Source organism: Sphingomonas brevis (assembly GCF_023516505.1).
GTDB lineage: Bacteria > Pseudomonadota > Alphaproteobacteria > Sphingomonadales > Sphingomonadaceae > Sphingomicrobium > Sphingomicrobium breve.
In genome coordinates this window covers 938,481-958,598 of record NZ_JAMGBB010000001.1, presented here as the reverse complement: position 1 = coordinate 958,598, position 20,118 = coordinate 938,481, and the positions used below count along the sequence as shown (strand labels likewise).

22 protein-coding genes are annotated in these 20,118 nt (G+C 63.0%); 13 read left to right on the top strand and 9 right to left on the bottom strand.

Annotated features, from left to right (window positions below):
* Positions 1 to 173: 173 nt before the first annotated feature.
* Complete coding sequence (locus tag LZ518_RS04945) at positions 174 to 863, bottom strand: queuosine precursor transporter (RefSeq protein WP_249914905.1); 690 nt, start codon at positions 861 to 863, stop codon at positions 174 to 176.
* Positions 864 to 948: 85 nt separating this feature from the next.
* Here LZ518_RS04945 and LZ518_RS04940 point away from each other — a divergent pair, with 85 nt between their 5' ends.
* From LZ518_RS04940 to LZ518_RS04925, 4 genes are read left to right on the top strand one after another with little or no spacing between them, the layout of a single operon-like run.
* The gene (locus tag LZ518_RS04940) at positions 949 to 1,935 is read left to right on the top strand and encodes an adenosine kinase (protein ID WP_249914904.1); all 987 of its coding nucleotides are present in this window, start codon (positions 949 to 951) and stop codon (positions 1,933 to 1,935) included.
* On the top strand, positions 1,932 to 2,504 hold the full coding sequence (locus LZ518_RS04935; RefSeq protein ID WP_249914903.1) for an LOG family protein: 573 nt from the start codon (positions 1,932 to 1,934) through the stop codon (positions 2,502 to 2,504). The genes LZ518_RS04940 and LZ518_RS04935 overlap by 4 nt, the downstream gene beginning before the upstream one ends.
* 27 nt (positions 2,505 to 2,531) lie before the next feature.
* Complete coding sequence (locus tag LZ518_RS04930) at positions 2,532 to 3,806, top strand: NupC/NupG family nucleoside CNT transporter (protein ID WP_249914902.1); 1,275 nt, start codon at positions 2,532 to 2,534, stop codon at positions 3,804 to 3,806.
* Between the two features lie 20 nt (positions 3,807 to 3,826).
* On the top strand, positions 3,827 to 4,777 hold the full coding sequence (locus tag LZ518_RS04925; protein ID WP_249914901.1) for an isopenicillin N synthase family dioxygenase: 951 nt from the start codon (positions 3,827 to 3,829) through the stop codon (positions 4,775 to 4,777).
* 3 nt (positions 4,778 to 4,780) lie between these two features.
* On the opposite strand, the gene LZ518_RS04920 is transcribed toward LZ518_RS04925, so the two are convergent.
* Positions 4,781 to 5,224 carry a cytidine deaminase gene (locus tag LZ518_RS04920; protein ID WP_249914900.1) on the bottom strand — a complete coding sequence of 148 codons (444 nt, stop codon included), beginning with the start codon at positions 5,222 to 5,224 and terminating at the stop codon, positions 4,781 to 4,783.
* Between the two features lie 120 nt (positions 5,225 to 5,344).
* Between LZ518_RS04920 and LZ518_RS04915 the strand changes: the two genes are divergently transcribed.
* Positions 5,345 to 7,081, top strand: coding sequence for a bifunctional metallophosphatase/5'-nucleotidase (locus tag LZ518_RS04915; protein ID WP_249914899.1), 1,737 nt, complete (start codon positions 5,345 to 5,347; stop codon positions 7,079 to 7,081).
* On the opposite strand, the gene LZ518_RS04910 is transcribed toward LZ518_RS04915, so the two are convergent.
* Complete coding sequence (locus LZ518_RS04910; protein ID WP_249914898.1) at positions 7,078 to 8,529, bottom strand: AMP nucleosidase; 1,452 nt, start codon at positions 8,527 to 8,529, stop codon at positions 7,078 to 7,080. The two genes, LZ518_RS04915 and LZ518_RS04910, sit on opposite strands and share 4 nt — an antisense overlap.
* An 80-nt stretch (positions 8,530 to 8,609) precedes the next feature.
* Between LZ518_RS04910 and LZ518_RS04905 the strand changes: the two genes are divergently transcribed.
* From LZ518_RS04905 to LZ518_RS04895, 3 genes are read left to right on the top strand one after another with little or no spacing between them, the layout of a single operon-like run.
* Positions 8,610 to 9,062, top strand: a complete 453-nt coding sequence (locus LZ518_RS04905) for a MarR family winged helix-turn-helix transcriptional regulator (protein WP_249914897.1) — start codon at positions 8,610 to 8,612, stop codon at positions 9,060 to 9,062.
* Positions 9,063 to 9,067: 5 nt separating this feature from the next.
* Positions 9,068 to 10,084, top strand: coding sequence for an HlyD family secretion protein (locus tag LZ518_RS04900; RefSeq protein WP_249916505.1), 1,017 nt, complete (start codon positions 9,068 to 9,070; stop codon positions 10,082 to 10,084).
* Positions 10,085 to 10,095: 11 nt separating this feature from the next.
* Positions 10,096 to 11,643: a DHA2 family efflux MFS transporter permease subunit gene (locus tag LZ518_RS04895; protein WP_249914896.1), complete on the top strand. Its 1,548-nt coding sequence runs from the start codon at positions 10,096 to 10,098 to the stop codon at positions 11,641 to 11,643.
* Positions 11,644 to 11,654: 11 nt separating this feature from the next.
* Here the strand turns inward: LZ518_RS04895 and LZ518_RS04890 are convergent, their stop codons facing one another.
* From LZ518_RS04890 to LZ518_RS04865, 6 genes are all read right to left on the bottom strand, one after another.
* Positions 11,655 to 12,413 carry a dimethylarginine dimethylaminohydrolase family protein gene (locus LZ518_RS04890; RefSeq protein WP_249914895.1) on the bottom strand — a complete coding sequence of 253 codons (759 nt, stop codon included), beginning with the start codon at positions 12,411 to 12,413 and terminating at the stop codon, positions 11,655 to 11,657.
* 4 nt (positions 12,414 to 12,417) lie between these two features.
* On the bottom strand, positions 12,418 to 13,668 hold the full coding sequence (locus LZ518_RS04885; protein WP_249914894.1) for a metal-dependent hydrolase family protein: 1,251 nt from the start codon (positions 13,666 to 13,668) through the stop codon (positions 12,418 to 12,420).
* 89 nt (positions 13,669 to 13,757) lie between these two features.
* Positions 13,758 to 14,336 (bottom strand): 30S ribosomal protein S9, encoded by a 579-nt coding sequence (gene rpsI / locus LZ518_RS04880; protein WP_249914893.1) that lies wholly within the window; start codon positions 14,334 to 14,336, stop codon positions 13,758 to 13,760.
* A gap of 1 nt (position 14,337) precedes the next feature.
* On the bottom strand, positions 14,338 to 14,817 hold the full coding sequence (gene rplM, locus LZ518_RS04875; protein WP_249914892.1) for a 50S ribosomal protein L13: 480 nt from the start codon (positions 14,815 to 14,817) through the stop codon (positions 14,338 to 14,340).
* Between the two features lie 121 nt (positions 14,818 to 14,938).
* A complete protein-coding gene (gene cutA / locus LZ518_RS04870) occupies positions 14,939 to 15,253 on the bottom strand; it encodes a divalent-cation tolerance protein CutA (protein ID WP_249914891.1) in 315 nt (104 codons plus the stop codon).
* Positions 15,250 to 16,302, bottom strand: coding sequence for a COX15/CtaA family protein (locus tag LZ518_RS04865; RefSeq protein WP_249914890.1), 1,053 nt, complete (start codon positions 16,300 to 16,302; stop codon positions 15,250 to 15,252). The genes cutA and LZ518_RS04865 overlap by 4 nt, the downstream gene beginning before the upstream one ends.
* Positions 16,303 to 16,405: 103 nt before the next feature.
* Here LZ518_RS04865 and LZ518_RS04860 point away from each other — a divergent pair, with 103 nt between their 5' ends.
* From LZ518_RS04860 to LZ518_RS04840, 5 genes are all read left to right on the top strand, one after another.
* Positions 16,406 to 16,774, top strand: coding sequence for a MerC domain-containing protein (locus LZ518_RS04860; protein WP_249914889.1), 369 nt, complete (start codon positions 16,406 to 16,408; stop codon positions 16,772 to 16,774).
* Between the two features lie 46 nt (positions 16,775 to 16,820).
* A complete protein-coding gene (locus LZ518_RS04855) occupies positions 16,821 to 17,279 on the top strand; it encodes a Fur family transcriptional regulator (RefSeq protein ID WP_249914888.1) in 459 nt (152 codons plus the stop codon).
* Positions 17,280 to 17,404: 125 nt separating this feature from the next.
* On the top strand, positions 17,405 to 19,333 hold the full coding sequence (dxs, locus tag LZ518_RS04850) for a 1-deoxy-D-xylulose-5-phosphate synthase (RefSeq protein WP_249914887.1): 1,929 nt from the start codon (positions 17,405 to 17,407) through the stop codon (positions 19,331 to 19,333).
* 65 nt (positions 19,334 to 19,398) lie between these two features.
* Positions 19,399 to 19,752 carry a hypothetical protein gene (locus LZ518_RS04845; RefSeq protein WP_249914886.1) on the top strand — a complete coding sequence of 118 codons (354 nt, stop codon included), beginning with the start codon at positions 19,399 to 19,401 and terminating at the stop codon, positions 19,750 to 19,752.
* On the top strand, positions 19,728 to 20,117 hold the full coding sequence (locus LZ518_RS04840) for a diacylglycerol kinase family protein (RefSeq protein ID WP_249914885.1): 390 nt from the start codon (positions 19,728 to 19,730) through the stop codon (positions 20,115 to 20,117). Before LZ518_RS04845 ends, LZ518_RS04840 begins: the two co-directional genes overlap by 25 nt.
* Position 20,118 lies beyond the last annotated feature (1 nt).

Genomic DNA, 20,118 nt, shown 5'->3' with positions numbered 1-20,118 from the left:
TTGGGTGACTAGCCGTTCAGGCCATCACCTTTTCGCCATTGCGTTGCAGAAAAACCCCACCCCATCGCTGCATCCCCAGGGTGACGCCTAAGGGCAAGAAACGGCGGATGCTACATTTTTGTGACGGCCAATAAATTGAATTTGCGGCTGGTGCGATTCGGCAACGCTTGGGGTTAATATTGGGAATCCAGCCTGCGTCCCAGGGCCACGAAGCCGTAGATAAATGGGGGCACCAGGATGATCGAAAGCACGACCTTGGCCATCATCTGGCCGAGCAGCAGCTCGCCGATCGGGAAGACGCCGTAGAAGGCGACCGAAATGAAGATCAGCGTGTCGACGATCTGGCTGAGCGCGCTGGCAACGGCCGAACGCAGCCACAGCAATTTCTCACCCTCCTGGCCCTTCAGTCGCGCAAAGATCGAGACATTGAGCAGCGTCGAAAGGCCATAGGCCAGGATCCCGCCGAGCCAGATCCGCGGAGTGCCGCCCATGATGGTTTCGAAGGCGCTCAACCTTGCCGGGTCCATGTCGTGGGCGGCGGGAAGTCCCAGCACGGCCACGCTGAGCAGCAGCGAAACGATCAGCGGCACGAAGCCGATAAGAACCAGCCGGTTGGCAGTGGCGCGGCCGTGAAGCTCGGCGACCGAGCTTGAAGTCACCACCAGCATCAGGAATGCGAAAATGCCGGCTTCGACGGCCAGCGGGCCGAGACCGACTAGCGGCCCAATTGCCGACAGCGGGCCGAGTGCGACCTGCTTGTTGCCGAGTACGCCGGCGATGCAAACCATGCCGCCGTAGAAGATGGCGAAGGCAAACAAGGAGCGAGGGATTGCAGGGGAGGTCGAGGTCGTCTGGTCGGTCATGCGTGAGGCGTAGCGCCTTTGTTGTCCGCCGCAAGTCCCTCGATTTCTTGACCGCTTCGGCGTCGCGCGGCTAGGCGCGCGCAGCGTGACCAAAGCTTCCCTCGACATTGTGGCCATGGGCGATGCCATCGTCGACGTCATCGCCAATTGCGATGAGGAGTTCATTCGCGCGCATAATTTGCCCAAGGGCTCGATGCAGCTGCTCACGCCGGCGCAGGCTGACGAGCTTTACTCGGCGATGGGAGTAGCGCGGGAAATGTCGGGCGGATCGGCCGCCAATTCGATGGCGGGCGTCGCGGCGATGGGCGGGTCGGCTGGATTCATCGGCCAGGTCGCCGAAGACCAGCTCGGCCTGATCTTCGAGCATGACATGCACGCGCTCGGTGTGCGCTTCGACACGCCGCCGTTGCTTGATGGCCCGCCGACAGGCCGCTGCCTGATCCTGGTCACGCCGGACGGCCAACGGACGATGAACACGTCGCCTGGGGCCAGCCATGAGCTGAGCACGGAAGCCTTGGACCGCCAGCTGATTGCGTCGGCTTCGATTCTGTTCCTGGAAGGCTATTTATTCGGTCCGGCGAAACCACGCGCGGCGATGATGGATGCGATCGACGTCGCTCACGGCGCCGGCCGGCAAGTCGCGTTCACACTGAGTGAAAGCGTGTGCATCGCCGGACGTAAGGAAAGCTTTTCGGAGATGATCGGCAGCGGCGGGGTCGACTTGCTGTTCTGCAACGAAGATGAGGCGCGACAGTTGACGGGCCGAACCGACCTTGAAGCGTCCCTCAATGAGTTGGCCGCGAAGGTCCCGACACTGGTCATTACCAAGGGGCCGGACGGCGCCATTGGCCTGGAGGCCGGCGAACGGGTTGCGATCCCGGCCGCCCCGGTTAGGCAAGTGGTTGATACAACTGGGGCCGGAGACCTTTTCGCTGCCGGATTTCTCGCCGCTCGGTGCAAGGGCGCAGGCTTGGAACGCTGCCTGTGGACCGGGGCGATCGCCGCCGGCGAGGTGATCCAGCACTATGGCGCTCGGCCGATCTCGGACCTGAAGGAATTGGTGAAGCTATGATCCGGAAGCTAGCGGTCTACTGCGGTTCCGCACCGGGCAGCGACCCGGCTTTCGCCGATGCCGCACGCGCGCTTGTGCGCGAAATGGCAGCGCGCGGCGTCGACATGGTTTATGGCGGCGGACGGCTGGGACTGATGGGGATCATTGCCGACGAGATGCTTGCGGCCGGCGGCAAGGTTTATGGCGTTATCCCGCAGGCCCTGGTCGATCATGAGGTGGCCCATACCGGCCTGACCGACCTCACCACCGTCGCCAACATGCATGAACGCAAGGCCAAGATGACCGAGTTGTGCGACGGGTTCGTCTGCCTTCCGGGTGGGATCGGTACGCTCGATGAGATGTTCGAGGCCTGGACCTGGAACGCACTTGGCTATCACGCCAAGCCCTTCTGCCTTTTGAACGTAAACGGATTCTGGAACGACCTAAGCGATTTCATGGACCATGTGCGCGACAGTGGCTTCCTTAGCCAGGCCCGGCGTCTGCAGATGCTGAAAGCGGAAACGCCGGCAGAAGCGCTCAACCTACTGGACGAAGCGGCGAAAAATTCGGAACAAGGCGTTACTTGGTAGGATGGCCCGGGGGAGGGGTCGCGTTACATGAACCAATTGCTTGGGCTGGCGGGGATCGCCGCTATCATTCTGATTGCCGTGCTGTTTTCGTCTAACCGCAAGGCAATCCGCCTGCGCGTCGTCGGTGCTGCCTTCGCATTACAGGCGGTCATCGCCTTCCTGGTGCTTCGAACCAGCGGCGGACGCGCGGTCATCCAGGGCATGTCGGATGGTGTCGCCAGCCTGCTCAGCTACGCCACCAAGGGCACCGAATTCCTGTTCGGCCCGACCGACGCCAACCCCCTGGCGCACACTTTTGCCATCGCCGCGCTACCGGTAATCGTCTTCTTCGCCTCCCTGGTCGCCATCCTTTATCATCTTGGCATCATGCAGCGGATCGTGCGCTGGGTCGGCGGCGCGATCGGCTGGGTGACCGGGATCAGCCGGGTCGAATCGCTTGGTTCGGCAGCCAATATATTCGTCGGCCAGTCGGAAAGCCCGTTGGTGGTCCGGCCTTATCTCGCCGCGCTGGCGCCGTCGCACCTGTTCACCCTGATGGCAGTAGGTATGGCCGGCGTCGCCGGGACAATCCTCGCAGCCTATGCCGGGCTGCTCGGCGAAAAATATCTGCCTTATCTGTTGGCCGCGGCATTCATGTCCGCTCCGGGCGGCATCCTGATGGCCAAGCTAATCATGCCGGACGAACCGGCCGATCCCGAGGAACTTGCCCTCAAAGGCGGCGCGGTCGTCGCGCCCGAGGATGAGATTGAGGTCCATACCTTCGAGGAGGGCGAGCGCCCGGCAAACATCATCATGGCCGCCGCGCAGGGCGCGCAAACCGGCGTCAAGCTGGCGGTGGCCGTCGGCGCGATGGTATTGGCGTTCGTCGCCCTGGTGGCGCTCGCCAATGGTATTCTCGGAGGTATCGGCGGCTGGTTCGGCCGGCCCGACCTGTCGTTCCAGGCAATTGTCGGCCTGCTGTTTTCGCCGGTAATGTATCTGATCGGCGTTCCGTGGAACGAGGCGGGGGTTGCCGGCGGCCTGTTCGGCACCAAGATCGTCCTGAACGAATTCGTTGCCTTCATCGACCTCGGCAATGCCGCGGGTCCCGCGGCCGCGCTCAGCGACCGTAGCCGGGCCATTGTCACCTTCGCGCTGTGCGGCTTCGCCAACTTCTCGTCGATCGCAATCCAGATGGCGGTGACCGGCAACCTCGCGCCGAACCAGCGGCCGATGATCGCCAAGCTTGGCCTGCGCGCACTGCTGGCCGGCTCGCTCGCCAATCTGATGAGCGCCGCGTTAGCCGGGCTGATGATCGGCTGATTTTTTGCTAAGAGCCTGACATGACCGACGTTTTGACCAGCGATCAGATCGCTTCCGTTTCGTTAGCCGATGCCGACGAGGACCCGCAGGGTTTCGCCAATGAGCTTGGCCGCAGTTTCGTCGACTATGGCTTCGCGGTGATACGCGACCATGGCATCCCGCAGGATCTGATCGACAGCGCGGAGCAGAAGTCGAAGTTATTCTTCGCGCTTCCCGAAGACGTGAAGCGGAAATATTTCATCGAGGGTCAGAGTGGCCAGCGCGGCTACACGCCATTCGGGATCGAGACGGCCAAAGGGCTGAAGGCACACGATCTCAAGGAATTCTGGCACGTCGGCCGCGATCTGCCAGCTGGACACAAATATGCGTCGAGCATGTTGCCCAACGTCTGGCCGTCCGAGGTGGCGGGCTTCAAAGAGACGTTCCAGGAGCTTTTTGAGGCGTTCGACCAGGCGGGCCTCAAGGTGCTGCGGGCGATTGCCCGCTTCCTGAAAGTCGACGAGGATTACTTCACGGATACGGTCAAGGACGGCAATTCCGTGATGCGGCTGCTCCATTACCCGGCGCAGACCGAGCCGACCGGCGAGCATATCCGCGCGGGGGCGCATGAAGACATCAACACCATCACGCTGCTCCTGGGGGCCGAGGAGGCCGGGCTGGAGTTGAAGACCAAGGATGGCCGTTGGATCCCGGTCATTTCACGGCCCGGCGAGCTGGTGATCAATATCGGCGACATGCTTCAGCGACTGACCAACGGCGTGCTGCGCTCTACGTCACATCGCGTCGTCAATCCGGCGCCTGACCGGGCGAGCCATGCGCGCTTTTCAATGCCTTACTTCCTCCACTTCCGCTCGGACTTCCTGATTGAAGCGCTGCCGGGCACGGTTGCGCCGGGCGAGCAGCCGAAGTGGCCGCCGATAACGGCCGACGACTATCTCCAGGAGCGGCTCCGGGAAATTAAGCTGAAGTAGCGACTACCCGGCATCCTTGAGATTGGCCGGTCCGAAGCCATGCGGGATGAGGGTCGAGATGTTGTGGTACTCGACCGTTGAGCCGTCGCCATTTGAACAGATGATCTCGATGTCGCGGCCGGACAGGCAGCTGGCCTCGTGGATTGCCTGGCGGCAGCCGCCGCATGGCGTGCAGACCAGGTCACCCGAAAGGCTGGTACCCGAACCATCGCCGCCAGCGACCGCGATCCGCGCGACATTGCCGAGACCGAAGGCAAGTTGCGCAGCGCTGAGACCGCTCTGCTCGGCACATACTCCGAGACGGTAGCAGGCATTCTCGACATTAGTGCCGGTCACCACCTGCCCGTCGACGCTCTCGATCGCGCAGCCCACCGAAAAACGAGAGTAGGGGGCATAGGCTTTAAGCGCGGCCTCGCGCGCGGCGGCGATCAGTTGTTCATCGGTCATGAGCACGGTCATGAAGCCTTCAAATTCCCTCGACAAGCCTTGGCGTCATTGCGAGGAGCGCAAGCGACGTAGCAATCCAGACTGGATTGCTTCGCATTCGCTCGCAATGACGAGGCACTGATGAAGAAGCATGCGTTTCTTGCTCTCGTTTTTTTCCTCGCTGCCTGCGCCACGACGCCGCGGCCGGCGCCGATCGCGACCGGACCGGTCGAGGTACAGATTCTCGCCATCAACGATTTCCACGGCAATCTCGAGCCGCCCAATTTGACCGTGCCCGCCGCGGATGGCGCGGTGCCGGCCGGCGGTGCAGCCTATCTCGCCAATGCTCTGAAGCAGATGCGGACGCCAAGCAGCGTCACCGTCGCGGCCGGGGACCTGATCGGCGCAAGCCCGATTACATCCGCCTTGTTCCTTGACGAGCCGACCATCAAGGCGCTGAGCATGGCCGGGCTCGATCTGGCCTCGGTCGGCAATCATGAGTTCGACAAAGGCTCGGCCGAGTTGCTCAGGATGCAAAAGGGCGGCTGCGAGAAACACACCAATCGCAAGCCCTGCGCGGTCGAACGCTTCACGGGTGCCGGCTTCCAATATCTGGCCGCCAATGTCGTGGGGCCAAATGGACAGACGCTGTTTCCGGCCACCGCGATCAAGCAGGTCGGCGGGGTCCGGATCGGCTTCATCGGCATGACGCTGAAAGAGACCAGGACGCTGGTTTCGCCATCCGGCGTGACCGGACTGAAGTTTACCGATGAGGCGGCGACCGCCAACGCGCTGGTTCCAGACCTTAAGTCAGCCGGGGCCAGCACCATCGTCCTGCTGATCCACCAGGGCGGCTCGATCACCGGCAAATATGATGACCAAAGCTGTCCGGGCCTGGCCGGGGACATTTTGCCGATCCTTGCCAGGCTCGATCCAGCCATCCAGCTGGTCGTCTCCGGGCATACCCACAATGCCTATATCTGCCGCGTTCCTATGCCGGGCGGGGGTTCGCGATTGCTGACCAGCTCGGGCAAATATGGGGCGCTGATCACGGACATCCGGTTGACCTTTGACCGGCCGGGCGGTTCGCTGACCGGCGACAAGGGCAACTTCATCATCGTCCAGGGCGAGCCGATCCAGACGGCGCGCCTGACCGCACCTCTAGTGTCGTCACATCGGCTATTTGCGGCCGATCCTGAGGTGGCCGCACTGGTCAAGCGTTACCATGATGCGGCTGCGGGCGCTGCCAACCGCCCGGTGGGACGCCTTGCGGGCGCCGTGCTTAAGGGCAGCGAAGGCATTGAGAGTCAGGCGGCCGCGTTGATCTCCGACGGTCAGCTGTTCGTCGCCCGCGACCCTGGCCGCGGCAACGCCGACTTCGCATTGATGAATAACGGCGGGGCGCGCACCGACCTGATGCCGGCCGCCGACGGCGCCGTTACCTTCGGCCAGATTTTTGCGATGCAACCCTTCGCCAACAACGTCGTGACCAAAAGCTACACGGGGGCGGAGATCAAGGCGGTGTTGGAGCAGCAGTTCGCCAGCGGGACCAACAGTGTGGCCCAGCCCAACATGTTGACGCCCTCGGCCAATTTCCGCTTCAGTTTTGACAAGTCGCGTGCCGCAGGCCAGCGGATCGTCACAATGACCCTGGACGGCAGGGCTATCGATCCGGGCAAAACCTACCGTGTTGCGGTCAACAATTTCCTCGCCTCGGGTGGGGACAATTACACGCTTCTCGCGGGCGGCAGTGAGCCGGTCGATGCCGGGCTCGATCTTGATGTGACCGAAGCCTATCTCGCTACCAATCCGCCGGTGCCGGAGCTCGGCCGGATTACCGACCTCACGCCCAAGGACTGGGTGCCTCCGAAGAGCTAGCGCAGCGGCGGCTCGTCGAAGCTGCGCAGCTTGCGGCTGTGCAGTCCGTCGCCTTCGTTGCGCAGGATGTCGAGCGTTTCGATGCCGATGCGGAGATGCTGGCTGATCGCCCGTTCGTAAAAGGCGTTGGCCTGGCCGGGCAGCTTCAGCTCACCATGAAGTGGCTTGTCCGACACGCAGAGCAGCGTGCCGTAAGGTACCCTGAAGCGATAGCCCTGGGCCGCAACCGTGGCCGATTCCATGTCGATCGCAACCGCGCGGCTCTGGTTGAACCGCAGCGCGGAGAGCGTGTAGCGAAGCTCCCAGTTGCGGTCGTCGGTGGTCACCACCGTGCCCGTGCGAAGGCGCTTCTTGACGCTGTCTTCATCCTCGCCGGTAACGGTCAGCGCCGCGTTGTAGAGCGCGGTCTGGACCTCGGCGATGGCCGGGATCGGGATTTCCACCGGCAGCAAATCATCGAGGATATGATCATCGCGCAAATAGGCATGGGCTAGGACATAATCGCCGATGGTCTGGCTTGGGCGAAGGCCACCGCAATGGCCGATCATCAACCAGGCCTCCGGCCGAAGCACCGCAATATGGTCGCAGATCGTCTTGGCGTTGGATGGCCCGACGCCGATGTTGACCAAAGTGATGCCGTCGCCCTCGGGCGTTATCAGATGGTAAGCCGGCATCTGGTGGCGCCGCCAGGCGCCGGCGGCGATCTGCTCCTCGGCGTCGGTCAGGTCGCCATGCTCGAAGCTGCCGCCCGGCACTGACAGGCTGGTGAAGCGGCTGTCCGGGTCGCGCAACGCGGCTATTGCGAAGCGGACGAACTCGTCGACGTAGCGAACGTAGTTGGTGAACAGAACGTAGCGCTGGAAATGCTCGGCCGGCGTGCCGGTGTAATGCTTCAGCCGCGCCAGGCTGAAATCGGTGCGGAGCGCATCGAACAGCGCTAGCGGGCGGGTCGGATCCAGCGCCACGTCCCAGCCGCCATCGACAACTTCGTCGCCAATGTGGACAAGGTCGGTCGACGGAAACCAGCGCGACAATTCCGCGGTCGAAATTCCCTCGAGGTTCAATTCGCCGCCATCGAGCACATAGGGATAGGGGATTTCGCTGGCCGAAGCGCCGACGCTGACCTTGATTGGGTAATCGCGGATCAGATGTTCAAGTTGCTCGCGAAGATATTCGCGAAACATGGCCGGCCGGGCGATGGACGTCGTGTAAATTCCGGGCTGGTTCAGCCGTGCAAAGGCGCGATCCGGCGTCGGCGGCGGCATTTCGGGATCATATTCGATCCGCAGTTCCGGGTAGGAAAATGCGCCATCGTCGCGCTTGGCGGGATCGGGGCGGATGCCCTTTTCGGCGTAGTCGGTGAGCGCGTCGCGAAGATTTTCAACGGAGGCGGAGTAGCGGGTTTCAAGCTCGTCGAGGATCGCCTCGATCATTTTCTGTTCTGTCATGAGTGCCCCGATTGGACTCACATTGTGGCGTTGGCAAGACAGTGGTTGAAATTATAAGCAAGCTTATTATATGCGTGCCTATGTCAAGTTCACTCAAGGAAGTGGCGTGGGAGCTCGGCGAAACCAGCCGCATGCTGCGCCGTCAGTTCAACCGCCATGCGGCCGTACATGGGGCGACAAGCGCCCAGTGGCGCGCCATGTTTAGGCTCAGCCGCGAGCCGGGAATGAAACAGGTTGAACTGGCTGACAGGCTGGACGTTGAACCGATCACGGCCGGGCGCATCGTCGATCGGCTTGAAGAGGCTGGTCTGGTCGAGCGCCGCCGTGATCCGGTCGACCGCCGCAGCTGGCGCCTGTTTCTGACCGACAAGGCCGACCCCCTAATCGAACGTTTGAAGGTCCTGGCCGAGGATTGCCTGGCCGGTGCGTTCGCGGGAATTGGCGACCAGGAAATCGCCGTTCTTCGCACGACGCTTGAGAAAATTCGCGAGAATATGGTCGCCGTCGAAAGCGCCGAAAGGAAGTCCGCGTGAACAAGATGAGCGCTGTTGCGGGGGAGACACTCACCGAGCTGAAGCCGAAGAGCCGCCGCACCCTGCTGATGTGGATTGTCCCTGCGCTGATCCTGCTCGCCGGGCTTGGCTATTGGCTGATAAGCGGCGACAGTGTGTCGACCGACAATGCCGCCGTGAAGCAGGACATTGTTTCAGTGAGCGCGCAGGTTAACGGCCCGGTTGTCGACGTCGCGGTCAAGAATGGCGTCCAGGTCAAGCGCGGTGACGTGCTGTTCCGCATCGACCCGGCGCCTTACCAAGTAGCGTTGGAGCAGGCCCAGGCGATGCTCGCCGCTGCCAGGCTGCAGACGACGCAGCTCAGAACGCAGGCGGCTGGCACCGGGGCCGATATCACCGGGGCCGAGGCGAATCTGGCGATCAAGCGAAATTCGCTGTCCCGGCAGTCGGCCCTGCTAAAGCGCGGATTCACGACGCGTGCCGACTATGAAGATGCGCTCAACGAAGTTCGGACGGCCGAAACCGAGCTTGCCGACGCGCGTGCCCGTTCGGCCAACGCCGGTGCGGCGCTGGCGCCTGGCGAGCAGCCGTCGATCGCCCAGGCACAGGCGGCGGTCGACAAGGCGAAGCTGGATCTGTCGCGCACCATCATCCGTGCGCCGATGGATGGGACGATCGCCAACGCCGACAAGCTGCAAGTCGGGCAGATGGCGGTCATCGGCCTTGGCATGTTGTCGCTGGTCCACGACTCCAACGCCTGGGTCGAGGCCAACTTCAAGGAGAAGGATGTCGGTCGCATGGTCCCCGGCCAAATCGCCGAGATCGAGATCGATGCCTATCCCGGAGCAAAATTCAGGGGTCATGTCGAAAGCCTCGGTGCCGGGACCGGCAGCGAGTTCGCCATCATCCCGGCCCAGAACGCCAATGGGAACTGGGTCAAGGTTACCCAGCGCGTTCCGGTCCGGATAGCATTTGACGGCAAGCCGTCTCGGCCGATGATCGCCGGACTGTCGTCGACGGTTACGGTCAAGCTCGACAATTGAGGGCCTGAGCGTTGAGCGACGCGCAAACCGCCGCGCAACCGTTGCCGCGAGGTGCACGGATCATCGTTACCATCGGGGTGATGATGGCCGTCCTGTTGCAGGTGCTGGACACGACCATCGCCAATGTCGCGCTGCCGCACATGCAGGCCAGTCTCAGCGCCAGCCAGGACAGCATCAACTGGGTGCTGACCAGCTATATCGTCGCCTCCGCCATTGCCTTGCCGATCAGCGGCTGGCTGGCCGACAAGGTCGGGCGCAAGCGGCTGCTGCTGATTTCCGTGGTGGTCTTTACGGCGGCTTCGGTACTGTGCGCCATTGCCACCTCGCTCGGCGAAATGGTCTTTTTCCGGGCGCTGCAAGGCGTCGGCGGCGCATTCATTGTCCCGCTGGCCCAGGCCACATTGTTCGACATCAACCCGCGCGAAAAGCATAGCCAGGCAATGGCCTTGTTCGGTGGCGGCGTGATGATCGGTCCGATCCTGGGGCCGGTGCTGGGCGGCTGGCTGACCGACAATTACAATTGGCGCTGGGTGTTCCTGGTGAACTTGCCGGTTGGCATCATCTGTGCCCTGCTGATGGCGCGCTACATGCCGCGCGCCGAGAAACATCAGCGAAAGTTCGATATTTTCGGCTTCGCCTTGCTGGCGATCGCGCTCGGCGCCTTGCAGCTGTTCCTGGATCGCGGCGAGCAGAACGATTGGTTCTCCAGTTGGGAAACGCTGGCCGAAATGGGAGTCGCAATTGCGGCTGCCTGGATGTTCGTCGTTCATCTTGCGACCGCCAAGAATCCGCTGTTCGAACGGTCGATGTTCGCCGACCGCAATTTTTCGACCGGCCTGCTGTTCATGGCCGTGACCGGCGTGCTGCTGCTTGCCGGCCTGGCGCTGTTGCCGCCGATGCTGCAGAATCTCTACGGCTATTCGGTACTTCAGTCCGGCTATCTGACCGCTCCGCGCGGGGTAGGGACCCTCATCTCCATGCTCCTCGCCGGCCGCCTGACGGGCAAGATCGATTCGCGCCTTCTGGTGGGTATCGGCGTTGCCTTGATGGGCATATCGCTATGGATGATGACCGGCTTTGCGCTTGAACAGCCATCGAACCCGGTGATCATGAGCGGCGTGGTCCAGGGTCTTGGCCTCGGCCTGATCTTCGTGCCGCTGCAGAGCCTTGCGTTCGAGACCTTGTTGCCGCGGATGCGCACGACCGCTGCCAGCCTGCTCAACCTGTCCCGCAATATCGGCGGATCGATCGGCATTTCGGTTGTCAGCACCCAGCTGGTGCGAATGTCCCAGGTCGCCCATGCCGACATCGCGTCGAAGATCACCGACCAAACCATCCCAACGGTGGACCCGAGCCTGCTGCAGGCGATCGCCCCGCAGGGGGCAACCGCGATCGCCGTGATCAATGCGGAAGTAACCCGGCAAGCGGTGTTCATCGCCTATCTCGACGACTTCAAGCTGATGATGTTGGTGACCTTCGCGGTGCTGCCGCTGCTCTTGCTGATGAAGCGCGGCAACCAGGTCGGGACCGGTCCGCAGCAGCATGCGGTGATGGACTAAGGTTCAGGACCCTAATCACCGATCAGGCTCATGCAGGTGCCGCCGGCCTCGGCCTTCTGCAATTCCGACAGATCCAGCTGCACGACGTCGAAGCCGCGCTGGCCCAGCCGGTCGGCGGTCTTCGGGCTTCCCGCTGCATAGATCAGCCGCTTCCCGGCCTGCACGACATTGGCTCCCCATGGCTCGTCCGTCGCGACCGGCAGGGGATCCGTGCCTTCGAATATCGCGGGATCTACCCAGTCCGGATTGAACAGCAGCGTATTGGGGGCGGCGAAGGTCACTGCGGTCTTGAGGTGAAGGCAGCGGCCGACCTCTACCGGCACGACCCGATAGCCGAGCGCCGTGACGATGGCCTGCAGGGCTGTCGTCCCGGCTTCGTCGGTCCGGCTCGACTGTCCGACGTACAGCGTGTCGCCGATCTTGAGCACATCGCCGCCGTCGAGCGTTCCTTCTGTCAGCCGATGGATCGCAAAATAGGGCTCGAGACCCGTGGCCGTCGAATCCACCTCATCGGCCCGCGATGCCGCGCCGGGGCGAGTGATCACCGCATGCCCTCCCAGCAGGATCGCGGTATCCTCGACAAACACCGCATCGGGATCTTCCGCCAGATAAGGGAGGCGAACGACGTCAAACCCAGCTTCTCGCAGCGCCTGCTCATAGGCGGCGTGCTGGGCAATGGCGCGGTCGGCATCGATCGCCTGGCGATCGACGTGAGTCAGCGCGCAGTCGACGATGCGCGGGCTGACCTTGCGGGTGAAAGCAAGAGGCATATGGTTAGCGCTGGATGACCACTGCGCCGCCTTTGACGACGAGGCGGACTTTACGAATTGCCTGGATATCGCGCGTCGGATCGCCGTCGACGGCGACGAGGTCAGCGAGCAGGCCGGCCTTGATCTGCCCACGGTCGGGCAGACTGAAGATTTGCGCATTTCCGGAGGTCGCGGCCCTTAGCACATGCTCCGCCGGCATTCCTGCCCGGACCATCGAGTCCATCTCCAGCCAGTTCTCGCCGTGGGAATAGACGCCGACATCGCCGCCCATGCAGATTGGAACACCTGCCTTCATTGCCAGCCGGAATGACGCCCGATTCTCCTCGACGCTGGCAGGTGCCGGTTCGCGTCCATCCCAGCGCTGGAAATAGCGTGCATAGGCCTCCGATGCCGCAAGCGTCGGGCACAGCGCGACATGGCGCTTGGCCATGGCTTCGAACACAGCGGCCGTCCCGCCATAGCCGTGCTCGATCGTATCCGCACCGGCGCGAACCGCCCTCATCATGCCTTCCGCCGTAGTTGCATGGACCGCGACCGGCCGTCCGGCATCGTGCGCGGCCGCAACGCCAGCGTCGAGCTCGGCCTGCGAAAGGGTCGGCCGGCTCGGCTCGCCCTTGCCCCAATGATAATCGGCATAGAATTTGATGACATCGGCGCCACCGGCGACCTGGTCGCGAACCGCTCGGACGGTTTCGTCGACACCGGCGACTTCCTGCGCGCCCTGGGGAATGGCGAGGCCGGGCTCAAAACCCTTGGGACCGTAAGCGCCGCGCGCGACGATCGCCTTGGTCGAAACGAGCAGGCGGGGCCCGGGGACGATAGCCTTTTCGATCGCCTGCTTGAGGCCGGCATCGGCAAAGCCGGCACCTTCCGTCCCAAGGTCGCGTTCGGTGGTGAAGCCGGCGTCCAGCGTTCGCCTGGCCTGTGCTACCGCGCGGGCGGTTCGCAGCGCGAGCGGTTCATGGAGGACCTGATCGTCCCAAAGGGTCTCGTTGTAGGGGTGGAGGAACAGGTGTGAATGGCCTTCGATCAGCCCCGGCAACAGGGTCGTACCGGGCAAATCGACGGTGCGGGTACCCTCGGCCACGATCAGGTTCGGACCGACGGCCGATATCCGGTCGCCGTCGACCATCACTTGCCACCCTTCATGCATGGCGGTCCCGTCGAACACTCTCGAGGGTTTCAGTAGAAGGGGCTCGGCGAACGCCGGTCCGGCAAGCAAGAGTGCGAACAACAGCAAGAACATGCGCGGCATCAGGACCCCCTTCTGGAGCCACAGCCTAGAATCGAAAAGGGCGGCTGGGAAACCCCAACCGCCCTTTCTTGTGCTGTTTGCCGAAACGCCTAGCGCTTCGAGAACTGGAAGCTGCGGCGAGCCTTGGCCCGGCCGTACTTCTTGCGCTCGACCACGCGGCTGTCGCGGGTCAGGAAGCCTTCGCGCTTCACCGCGGTGCGCAGCGCCGGCTCGTAGCGCGACAGTGCCTGGGCAATGCCGTGCTTGACCGCACCGGCCTGACCCGACAAGCCGCCGCCCTTGACGGTGGCGACCACGTCGTACTGGCCGATGCGATCGGTGATGCCGAACGGCTGGTTGATCACCAGGCGCAGGGTCGGACGAGCGAAATAGATCGACTGATCGCGGCCGTTGACCTCGATCTTGCCCGAACCCGGCTTCAGCCAGACGCGCGCAACGGCGTCCTTGCGGCGGCCGGTCGCGTAGGCGCGGCCATATTTGTCGAGTTGCTGCTCGCGCAGCGGAGTTTCGACCTGCGGAGCGACCGGCGCTGCCGGAGCTTCGACGGTTTCGGTTGCCTCGATCGTGGCGGTCTCGCCAGCCGGGGCCTCAGCGGTTTCGACGGCGGGAACTTCCGGCTCCTGGCCGGTCAGTGCGCCGAGGTCGGAAAGGGACTTCTTGCCAGCCATGTTATGCGCCCACCTTGTTCTTGCGGTTCATCGACGCAACGTCGAGAAGTTCAGGGTTCTGGCCGCCGTGCGGATGCTCGGTGCCATTGTAGAGGTGCAAGGCGCGCATCTGGTCGCGGCCGAGCGGGCCGCGCGGGATCATGCGCTCGACAGCCTTCTCCAGGATACGCTCGGGAAAGCGGCCCTCGAGGATCTTGTCGGCCGTGACTTCCTTCAAGCCGCCGGCATAGCCGGTGTGCTTGTAATAGATTTTGTCCTGCAGCTTGCGGCCGGTGAAGCGCACCTTGCCTGCATTGATGACGACGACATGGTCGCCGCAATCGACGTGCGGGGTGAAGCTCGGCTTATGCTTGCCGCGCAGGATGTTGGCGATGATCGTCGCAACGCGGCCGACCACCAGATTCTCGGCATCGATCAGATGCCATTTCTTTTCGACCTCGGCCGGCTTTACCGACTTGGTGGTCTTCATCAGCGCCTTCATGGGCTGGACCTCTCTTCAAAACAGGAAAACGCCACCTTTCAGGCAGCGCTTGTGAGCGCGCTATTTGCGGAGAGGTGCGATAAAGTCAAGCAAAAGCGGGCATTTGCTGACGGGTAAAATATTACCGGAGCTCGTTTTCAACCCAGTCGCCATATGCTGCAGGAAGCCGCTCGATCGGCCAGACGACGATGGCTGGATTCCGATAGCTGTGGAGTTCGGTGACCCGCGCGATCAATGCATCGGCCCTAGCGAGGGTGGTCTTGAACAGGGCCGGGGTTTCCGTCGCAGTCTCGATCGCGCCTTCCCAGCGGTAGATGGAGCGGCAAGGGCCGAGGATATTGACGCAGGCGGCAAGCTTTTCCTCGACGATCGTCATGCCGATCCGCTGCGCTTCTGCCGGGTCGGCGAACACGGCATAGACCGTGGCGACGCTCACTTGGCGCGCCCAACACTGTTGGCACCCCAGGTTACCGAGGCGACGACCAGCGCGCCGACGGCCTGATGGCACACCGCCAGCACGATATTCATCCCGCTCATCACCGTGGCGATGCCGAGCAGGATCTGGGTGCCGAATGCAATGTGGATCGCCTTCGCCGCGGATCGATCGACCGGCTTCACCTTGCGCGCAAATATGACCAGGGCGGCAACGACGACCCATGCCCACCAGCGATGAAGGAAATGAAGCAAATAGGGATCGTGGGTGAAAGCCCATCCAGCTCCCGATGCCCAATCGATGCCGTCTGGAACCAGCCCGCCCTGCATCAACGGCCAGTCGCTGGCGACATAGCCGGCATTGAGGCCCGCGACCCAGGCGCCGAGCAGCAATTGGACGAACAGGATCGTTCCGGTGACCAACGCCGGGCTCGTCAGGCGTGCAGGGCGGTTGTCGCCATTTTTCGCCAGATAGCGAAGGTCGAGCGCGGTCCAGACCAGCGCGGCCATGATGAACAACGCCAGCAAGAGATGGGCCGAAAGGCGGAAATGGCTGACGTCGGTACGATCGACCAGCCCGGACATCACCATGTACCAGCCAAGCAGGCCCTGGCTTCCGCCCAGCAGCAACAGCGCGACCAACTTCCAGCCATAGCCCCTGGGAATCGCGCGCCGTACGGCGAACCAGAGGAGCGGTAGCGCGAACACAACGCCGATCAGCCGGCCGATCAGCCGGTGGACCCACTCCCAAAAGAAGATGAATTTGAATTGGGCCAAGTCCATACCAGCCGGCCCATTGATCTCGCGATATTCCGGCGTTTGCTTGTAGAGATCAAAGACATGCTGCCATTGCTCGTGGGTGAGCGGGGGAATTGCACCGCGAACCGGGTTCCACTCGGTGATGGAAAGACCGCTTTCGGTTAGCCGCGTGATGCCGCCGACCACAACCATCAGGAATACCATCGCCGCGACTCCGAAAAGCCAATTGGCGATGGCGAGCGGGCGAGCGGTGCGGGTCGAAACCGAGACGGGTTGAGCCAATGCCGAGTCCATATGGCGGTGCGCTATGGCTGGATAACAACAGCTTGCCAACAATCTCGAAATTATTGTTCATGTGATATTGTCACGTTGCAAAGGCGACGTTATATCACGCGCCATGTCGCTGCTCGCGATTCCCAACCATCGCCTTGACCGGATGGCCATCGGGCTCTCCGGCCTTTGCCTTGTGCATTGCCTGGCGACGTCGGTTCTGCTGGCGCTGGTCGCCAGCGCTGGCAGCATACTTGGCGCCGACTGGATTCATGAGGTTGGCCTCGGCCTGGCGATGATCATGGGAGCGATCGCGCTCGGCCGAGGCATCCTGGACCATGGCTATTCGATGCCCAGCGCGATTGGCGGCCTTGGCCTTGGCGTGATGGCGGGCGCTTTGACCCTGCCGCATAACGGTACCGAAGCGCTCTACACCGTCGTTGGAGTCGGGATTCTCGCGCTCGGCCACCGGCTAAATTATATCGCCGCCGAGTGATTGCAGATTGCTTGCGGCTGACCCCCGCAAGTCCTATCTTTCGACCATGTCAGCCCATTCGCATCAGCTTCACCAGGGACCGTCGCTTCATGACGCCGCCGCTCGGCGCATGGTCGAGCGCGGTGAACAATGGACGGATATGAGGGCGTCGGTGTTCGATGCCCTCGCATCCTTCGACAAGCCCGCTAGCGCTTATGACATCGCCGAAGCGGTCTCGAAGGCTCGCGGCAAGCGGGTCGCGGCGAACAGCGTCTATCGGATTCTCGACCTGTTCGTCGGCACGAACCTGGCTCGCCGGGTCGAAAGTGCAAATGCCTATGTCGCCAACCAGCATCCCGGCTGCCTGCACGACTGCATATTCCTGATTTGCGACAGCTGCGGGCAGGCGACGCACATCGACGACGACAAGCTGTCCGAAGGCGTTCGCAATGCCGCCGAACACGCCGGCTTTGCCGAAGTGCGGCCGGTGATCGAAGTCCGTGGCCGCTGCGAGGACTGCAGCTGACGCTGCGCGTCATCCCGGACATGATCCGGGATCCAGAGCAAAATGAGCTGAGCTTTTCCTGAGCAATTGCTGAAATCGAAGGCAGATTGGTGACAGGCTTCGCTCAACGGGATAGATGCGCCCCAATGTCCGATCGTCCCGAAACACCGCTGCTCGACCAGGTCCATTATCCGGCCGATATCCGCAAGCTGGACAAGAGCCAGCTGCAGCAGCTTGCCGACGAGCTTCGCGCCGAGATGATTTCGGCCGTCTCCCAGTCGGGCGGGCACCTCGGTTCAGGCCTCGGCGTGGTCGAGCTGACCATTGCCGTCCATTATGTTTTCGATACGCCCAACGACATCCTCATCTGGGACGTCGGCCACCAATGCTATCCGCATAAGATCGTTACCGGCCGCCGCGACCGCATCCGTACAATCCGCCAGGGTGGGGGCCTCAGCGGCTTCACCAAGCGGGCGGAGAGCGAATATGATCCGTTCGGCGCGGCGCACAGCTCGACCAGCATCTCCGCGGCGCTAGGGTTTGCCATCTCCAACAAGCTGGCCAACAAACCGGGCCGCGCGATCGCGGTGATCGGCGACGGGGCGATGAGCGCCGGCATGGCTTACGAGGCGATGAACAATGCCCATGAAGCGGGCAACCGGCTGATCGTCATACTGAACGACAATGACATGTCGATCGCCCCGCCTGTAGGCAGCTTGCGCAATAGCCTCGCCCGCCTTGTTTCGTCCGACAAATATCTTGGGCCTCGCCGCCTGGCCCAGAAGCTGGCCCGGTCGATGCCCGAACCTCTCCATCGCGCGGCGCGCAAGATGGAGGAATATACCCGCGGCTGGGTTACCGGCGGCACCTTGTTCGAGGAGCTCGGCTTCTATTACGTCGGCCCGGTCGAGGGACATAATGTCGAGGCGCTGGTCGAAGTGCTGGAAAATGTCCGCGATGCCGAGGAAGGCCCGATCCTGGTCCACGCCGTGACCAGGAAGGGCAAGGGATATGCCCCGGCCGAGAATGCCGCCGACAAATATCATGGCGTCGTCAAGTTCGACATCGTCTCGGGCAAGCAGGACAAGGGGCCGGGCGGCGGGCCGCCAGCCTATACCGCCGTGTTCGCCGAGGCGCTCAAGGGCGAAATGGCGCGCGACGACAAGATCGTCGCCATCACCGCGGCGATGCCATCGGGCACCGGGCTCGACAAGGTCGAGGCGGCCTTCCCGGACCGCACCTTCGACGTCGGCATCGCCGAGCAGCATGCGGTGACCTTTGCCGGCGGTCTCGCCGCGCAAGGGCACCGGCCGTTCTGCGCGATCTACTCCACCTTCCTGCAGCGGGCTTACGACCAGGTGGTCCACGACATTGCCATCCAGAATTTGCCGGTGCGATTCGCCATGGACCGCGCCGGGCTGGTCGGCGCTGACGGCTGCACCCATGCCGGCAGCTTCGACCTCGCCTATCTGTGCACCTTGCCCAATTTCGTGGTGATGGCCGCCGCCGACGAGGTCGAGCTGGTCCATATGGTCCACACCATGGCGCTGCATGATTCAGGTCCGATCGCGCTGCGCTATCCGCGCGGCAACGGCCGGGGCCTCGCCATGCCTTCCGCGCCGGAGGAGCTGGAGATCGGCAAGGGCCGCATCGTTCGCGAGGGCAAGGCCGTCGCGATCCTATCGCTCGGTACACGGCTCGAGGAGGCCGAGAAGGCCGCCGACCTGCTTGAGGCGAAGGGCCTTTCGACGACCGTCGCCGATCTTCGCTTTGCCAAGCCGCTCGATGAGGAATTGATCCGCCGCCTGCTCACCACGCATGAGGTCGCGGTGACGGTCGAAGAGGCTTCGATCGGCGGGCTTGGAGCGCATGTGCTGACCATGGCCAGCGACGAAGGACTGATCGACGCGGGCCTCAAGCTCCGCACGATGCGCCTGCCCGATATTTTCCAGGACCAGGATAGTCCCGCCAGGCAATATGACGAGGCCGGCCTGAACGCGCCGCATATCGTCGAAACGGTTCTGAAGGCGCTGCGCCGAAACGACGTCAATGCCGATGCGGGAGCGATCGCCTGACACTGGAACAGTGGATCGTCGCCGGCCTTGTCGGCCTGCTGGTCCTGTTTTTCGTTACCATGCCCATGTCGCGCCGCCGCCATGCCAGGCTGGCCAGGAAGCGCGGACGGATCGAGGTCGACCGGTTCGAGCGGGCGATGGCGCGGGCCTTCGTTTCGCCGACCACGACCCGCTTTTTGTGGCGTGAGCTCGCCGCTTACTACCACGCGCCGCTAAGGCCGCTGCCCGACGACCGGCTGGAAAGCCAGATCATGATCGATCGACCCGAAATCGAAGGGCTGATCATCCATTTCTGGCGGTCGATGCGCGGCGGCGACCCGCTTCCTCGCTTTTCGCCGCTCAATAATGACCCGACCGTCGCCGAGCTGGGCCGCCATCTCGACCTGATGGCCGGATGGACGGTGCGGAACGCGGCATGATGCCCGACCCGCTACGCAGCCTCCGTATCGCACTAAGCGGACTGGGGCACCTGATCCGGTCGGAACGCAGCTCACTGTGGCATTTGGCGGCAAGCGTTGGCGCAATCATTCTCGGCTTGGTGTTGCAGCTTTCCATGGAAGAATGGCGCTGGATCCTGATTGCTGCCGCCTTGGTCTGGGCGGGCGAGGCCTTCAATACGGCGTTCGAGCGATTGGGCGATGCCGTCACACTCGATCAGAATCCCGATGTTGGGAGGGCAAAGGACGTTGCCGCCGCCGGGGTCCTGATCTGCGCCGTGACCGCTGCCCTGATCGCCCTTTCGATCTTTGGCCCCCACCTGGCCGATTGGTTTTATCGTGATTGAT

Excerpts from the sequence above, each read along its gene's own strand:
- LZ518_RS04945 (WP_249914905.1), bottom strand. The coding sequence starts at position 863 with ATGACCGACCAGACGACCTCGACCTCCCCTGCAATCCCTCGCTCCTTG.
- LZ518_RS04935 (WP_249914903.1), top strand. The coding sequence starts at position 1,932 with ATGATCCGGAAGCTAGCGGTCTACTGCGGTTCCGCACCGGGCAGCGAC.
- LZ518_RS04930 (WP_249914902.1), top strand. The coding sequence starts at position 2,532 with ATGAACCAATTGCTTGGGCTGGCGGGGATCGCCGCTATCATTCTGATT.
- LZ518_RS04925 (WP_249914901.1), top strand. The coding sequence starts at position 3,827 with ATGACCGACGTTTTGACCAGCGATCAGATCGCTTCCGTTTCGTTAGCC.
- LZ518_RS04920 (WP_249914900.1), bottom strand. The coding sequence starts at position 5,224 with ATGACCGATGAACAACTGATCGCCGCCGCGCGCGAGGCCGCGCTTAAA.
- LZ518_RS04915 (WP_249914899.1), top strand. The coding sequence starts at position 5,345 with ATGAAGAAGCATGCGTTTCTTGCTCTCGTTTTTTTCCTCGCTGCCTGC.
- LZ518_RS04910 (WP_249914898.1), bottom strand. The coding sequence starts at position 8,529 with ATGACAGAACAGAAAATGATCGAGGCGATCCTCGACGAGCTTGAAACC.
- LZ518_RS04905 (WP_249914897.1), top strand. The coding sequence starts at position 8,610 with ATGTCAAGTTCACTCAAGGAAGTGGCGTGGGAGCTCGGCGAAACCAGC.
- LZ518_RS04900 (WP_249916505.1), top strand. The coding sequence starts at position 9,068 with ATGAGCGCTGTTGCGGGGGAGACACTCACCGAGCTGAAGCCGAAGAGC.
- LZ518_RS04890 (WP_249914895.1), bottom strand. The coding sequence starts at position 12,413 with ATGCCTCTTGCTTTCACCCGCAAGGTCAGCCCGCGCATCGTCGACTGC.
- LZ518_RS04885 (WP_249914894.1), bottom strand. The coding sequence starts at position 13,668 with ATGCCGCGCATGTTCTTGCTGTTGTTCGCACTCTTGCTTGCCGGACCG.
- rpsI (WP_249914893.1), bottom strand. The coding sequence starts at position 14,336 with ATGGCTGGCAAGAAGTCCCTTTCCGACCTCGGCGCACTGACCGGCCAG.
- rplM (WP_249914892.1), bottom strand. The coding sequence starts at position 14,817 with ATGAAGGCGCTGATGAAGACCACCAAGTCGGTAAAGCCGGCCGAGGTC.
- LZ518_RS04865 (WP_249914890.1), bottom strand. The coding sequence starts at position 16,302 with ATGGACTCGGCATTGGCTCAACCCGTCTCGGTTTCGACCCGCACCGCT.
- LZ518_RS04860 (WP_249914889.1), top strand. The coding sequence starts at position 16,406 with ATGTCGCTGCTCGCGATTCCCAACCATCGCCTTGACCGGATGGCCATC.
- LZ518_RS04855 (WP_249914888.1), top strand. The coding sequence starts at position 16,821 with ATGTCAGCCCATTCGCATCAGCTTCACCAGGGACCGTCGCTTCATGAC.
- dxs (WP_249914887.1), top strand. The coding sequence starts at position 17,405 with ATGTCCGATCGTCCCGAAACACCGCTGCTCGACCAGGTCCATTATCCG.
- LZ518_RS04845 (WP_249914886.1), top strand. The coding sequence starts at position 19,399 with ATGTCGCGCCGCCGCCATGCCAGGCTGGCCAGGAAGCGCGGACGGATC.
- LZ518_RS04840 (WP_249914885.1), top strand. The coding sequence starts at position 19,728 with ATGGACGGTGCGGAACGCGGCATGATGCCCGACCCGCTACGCAGCCTC.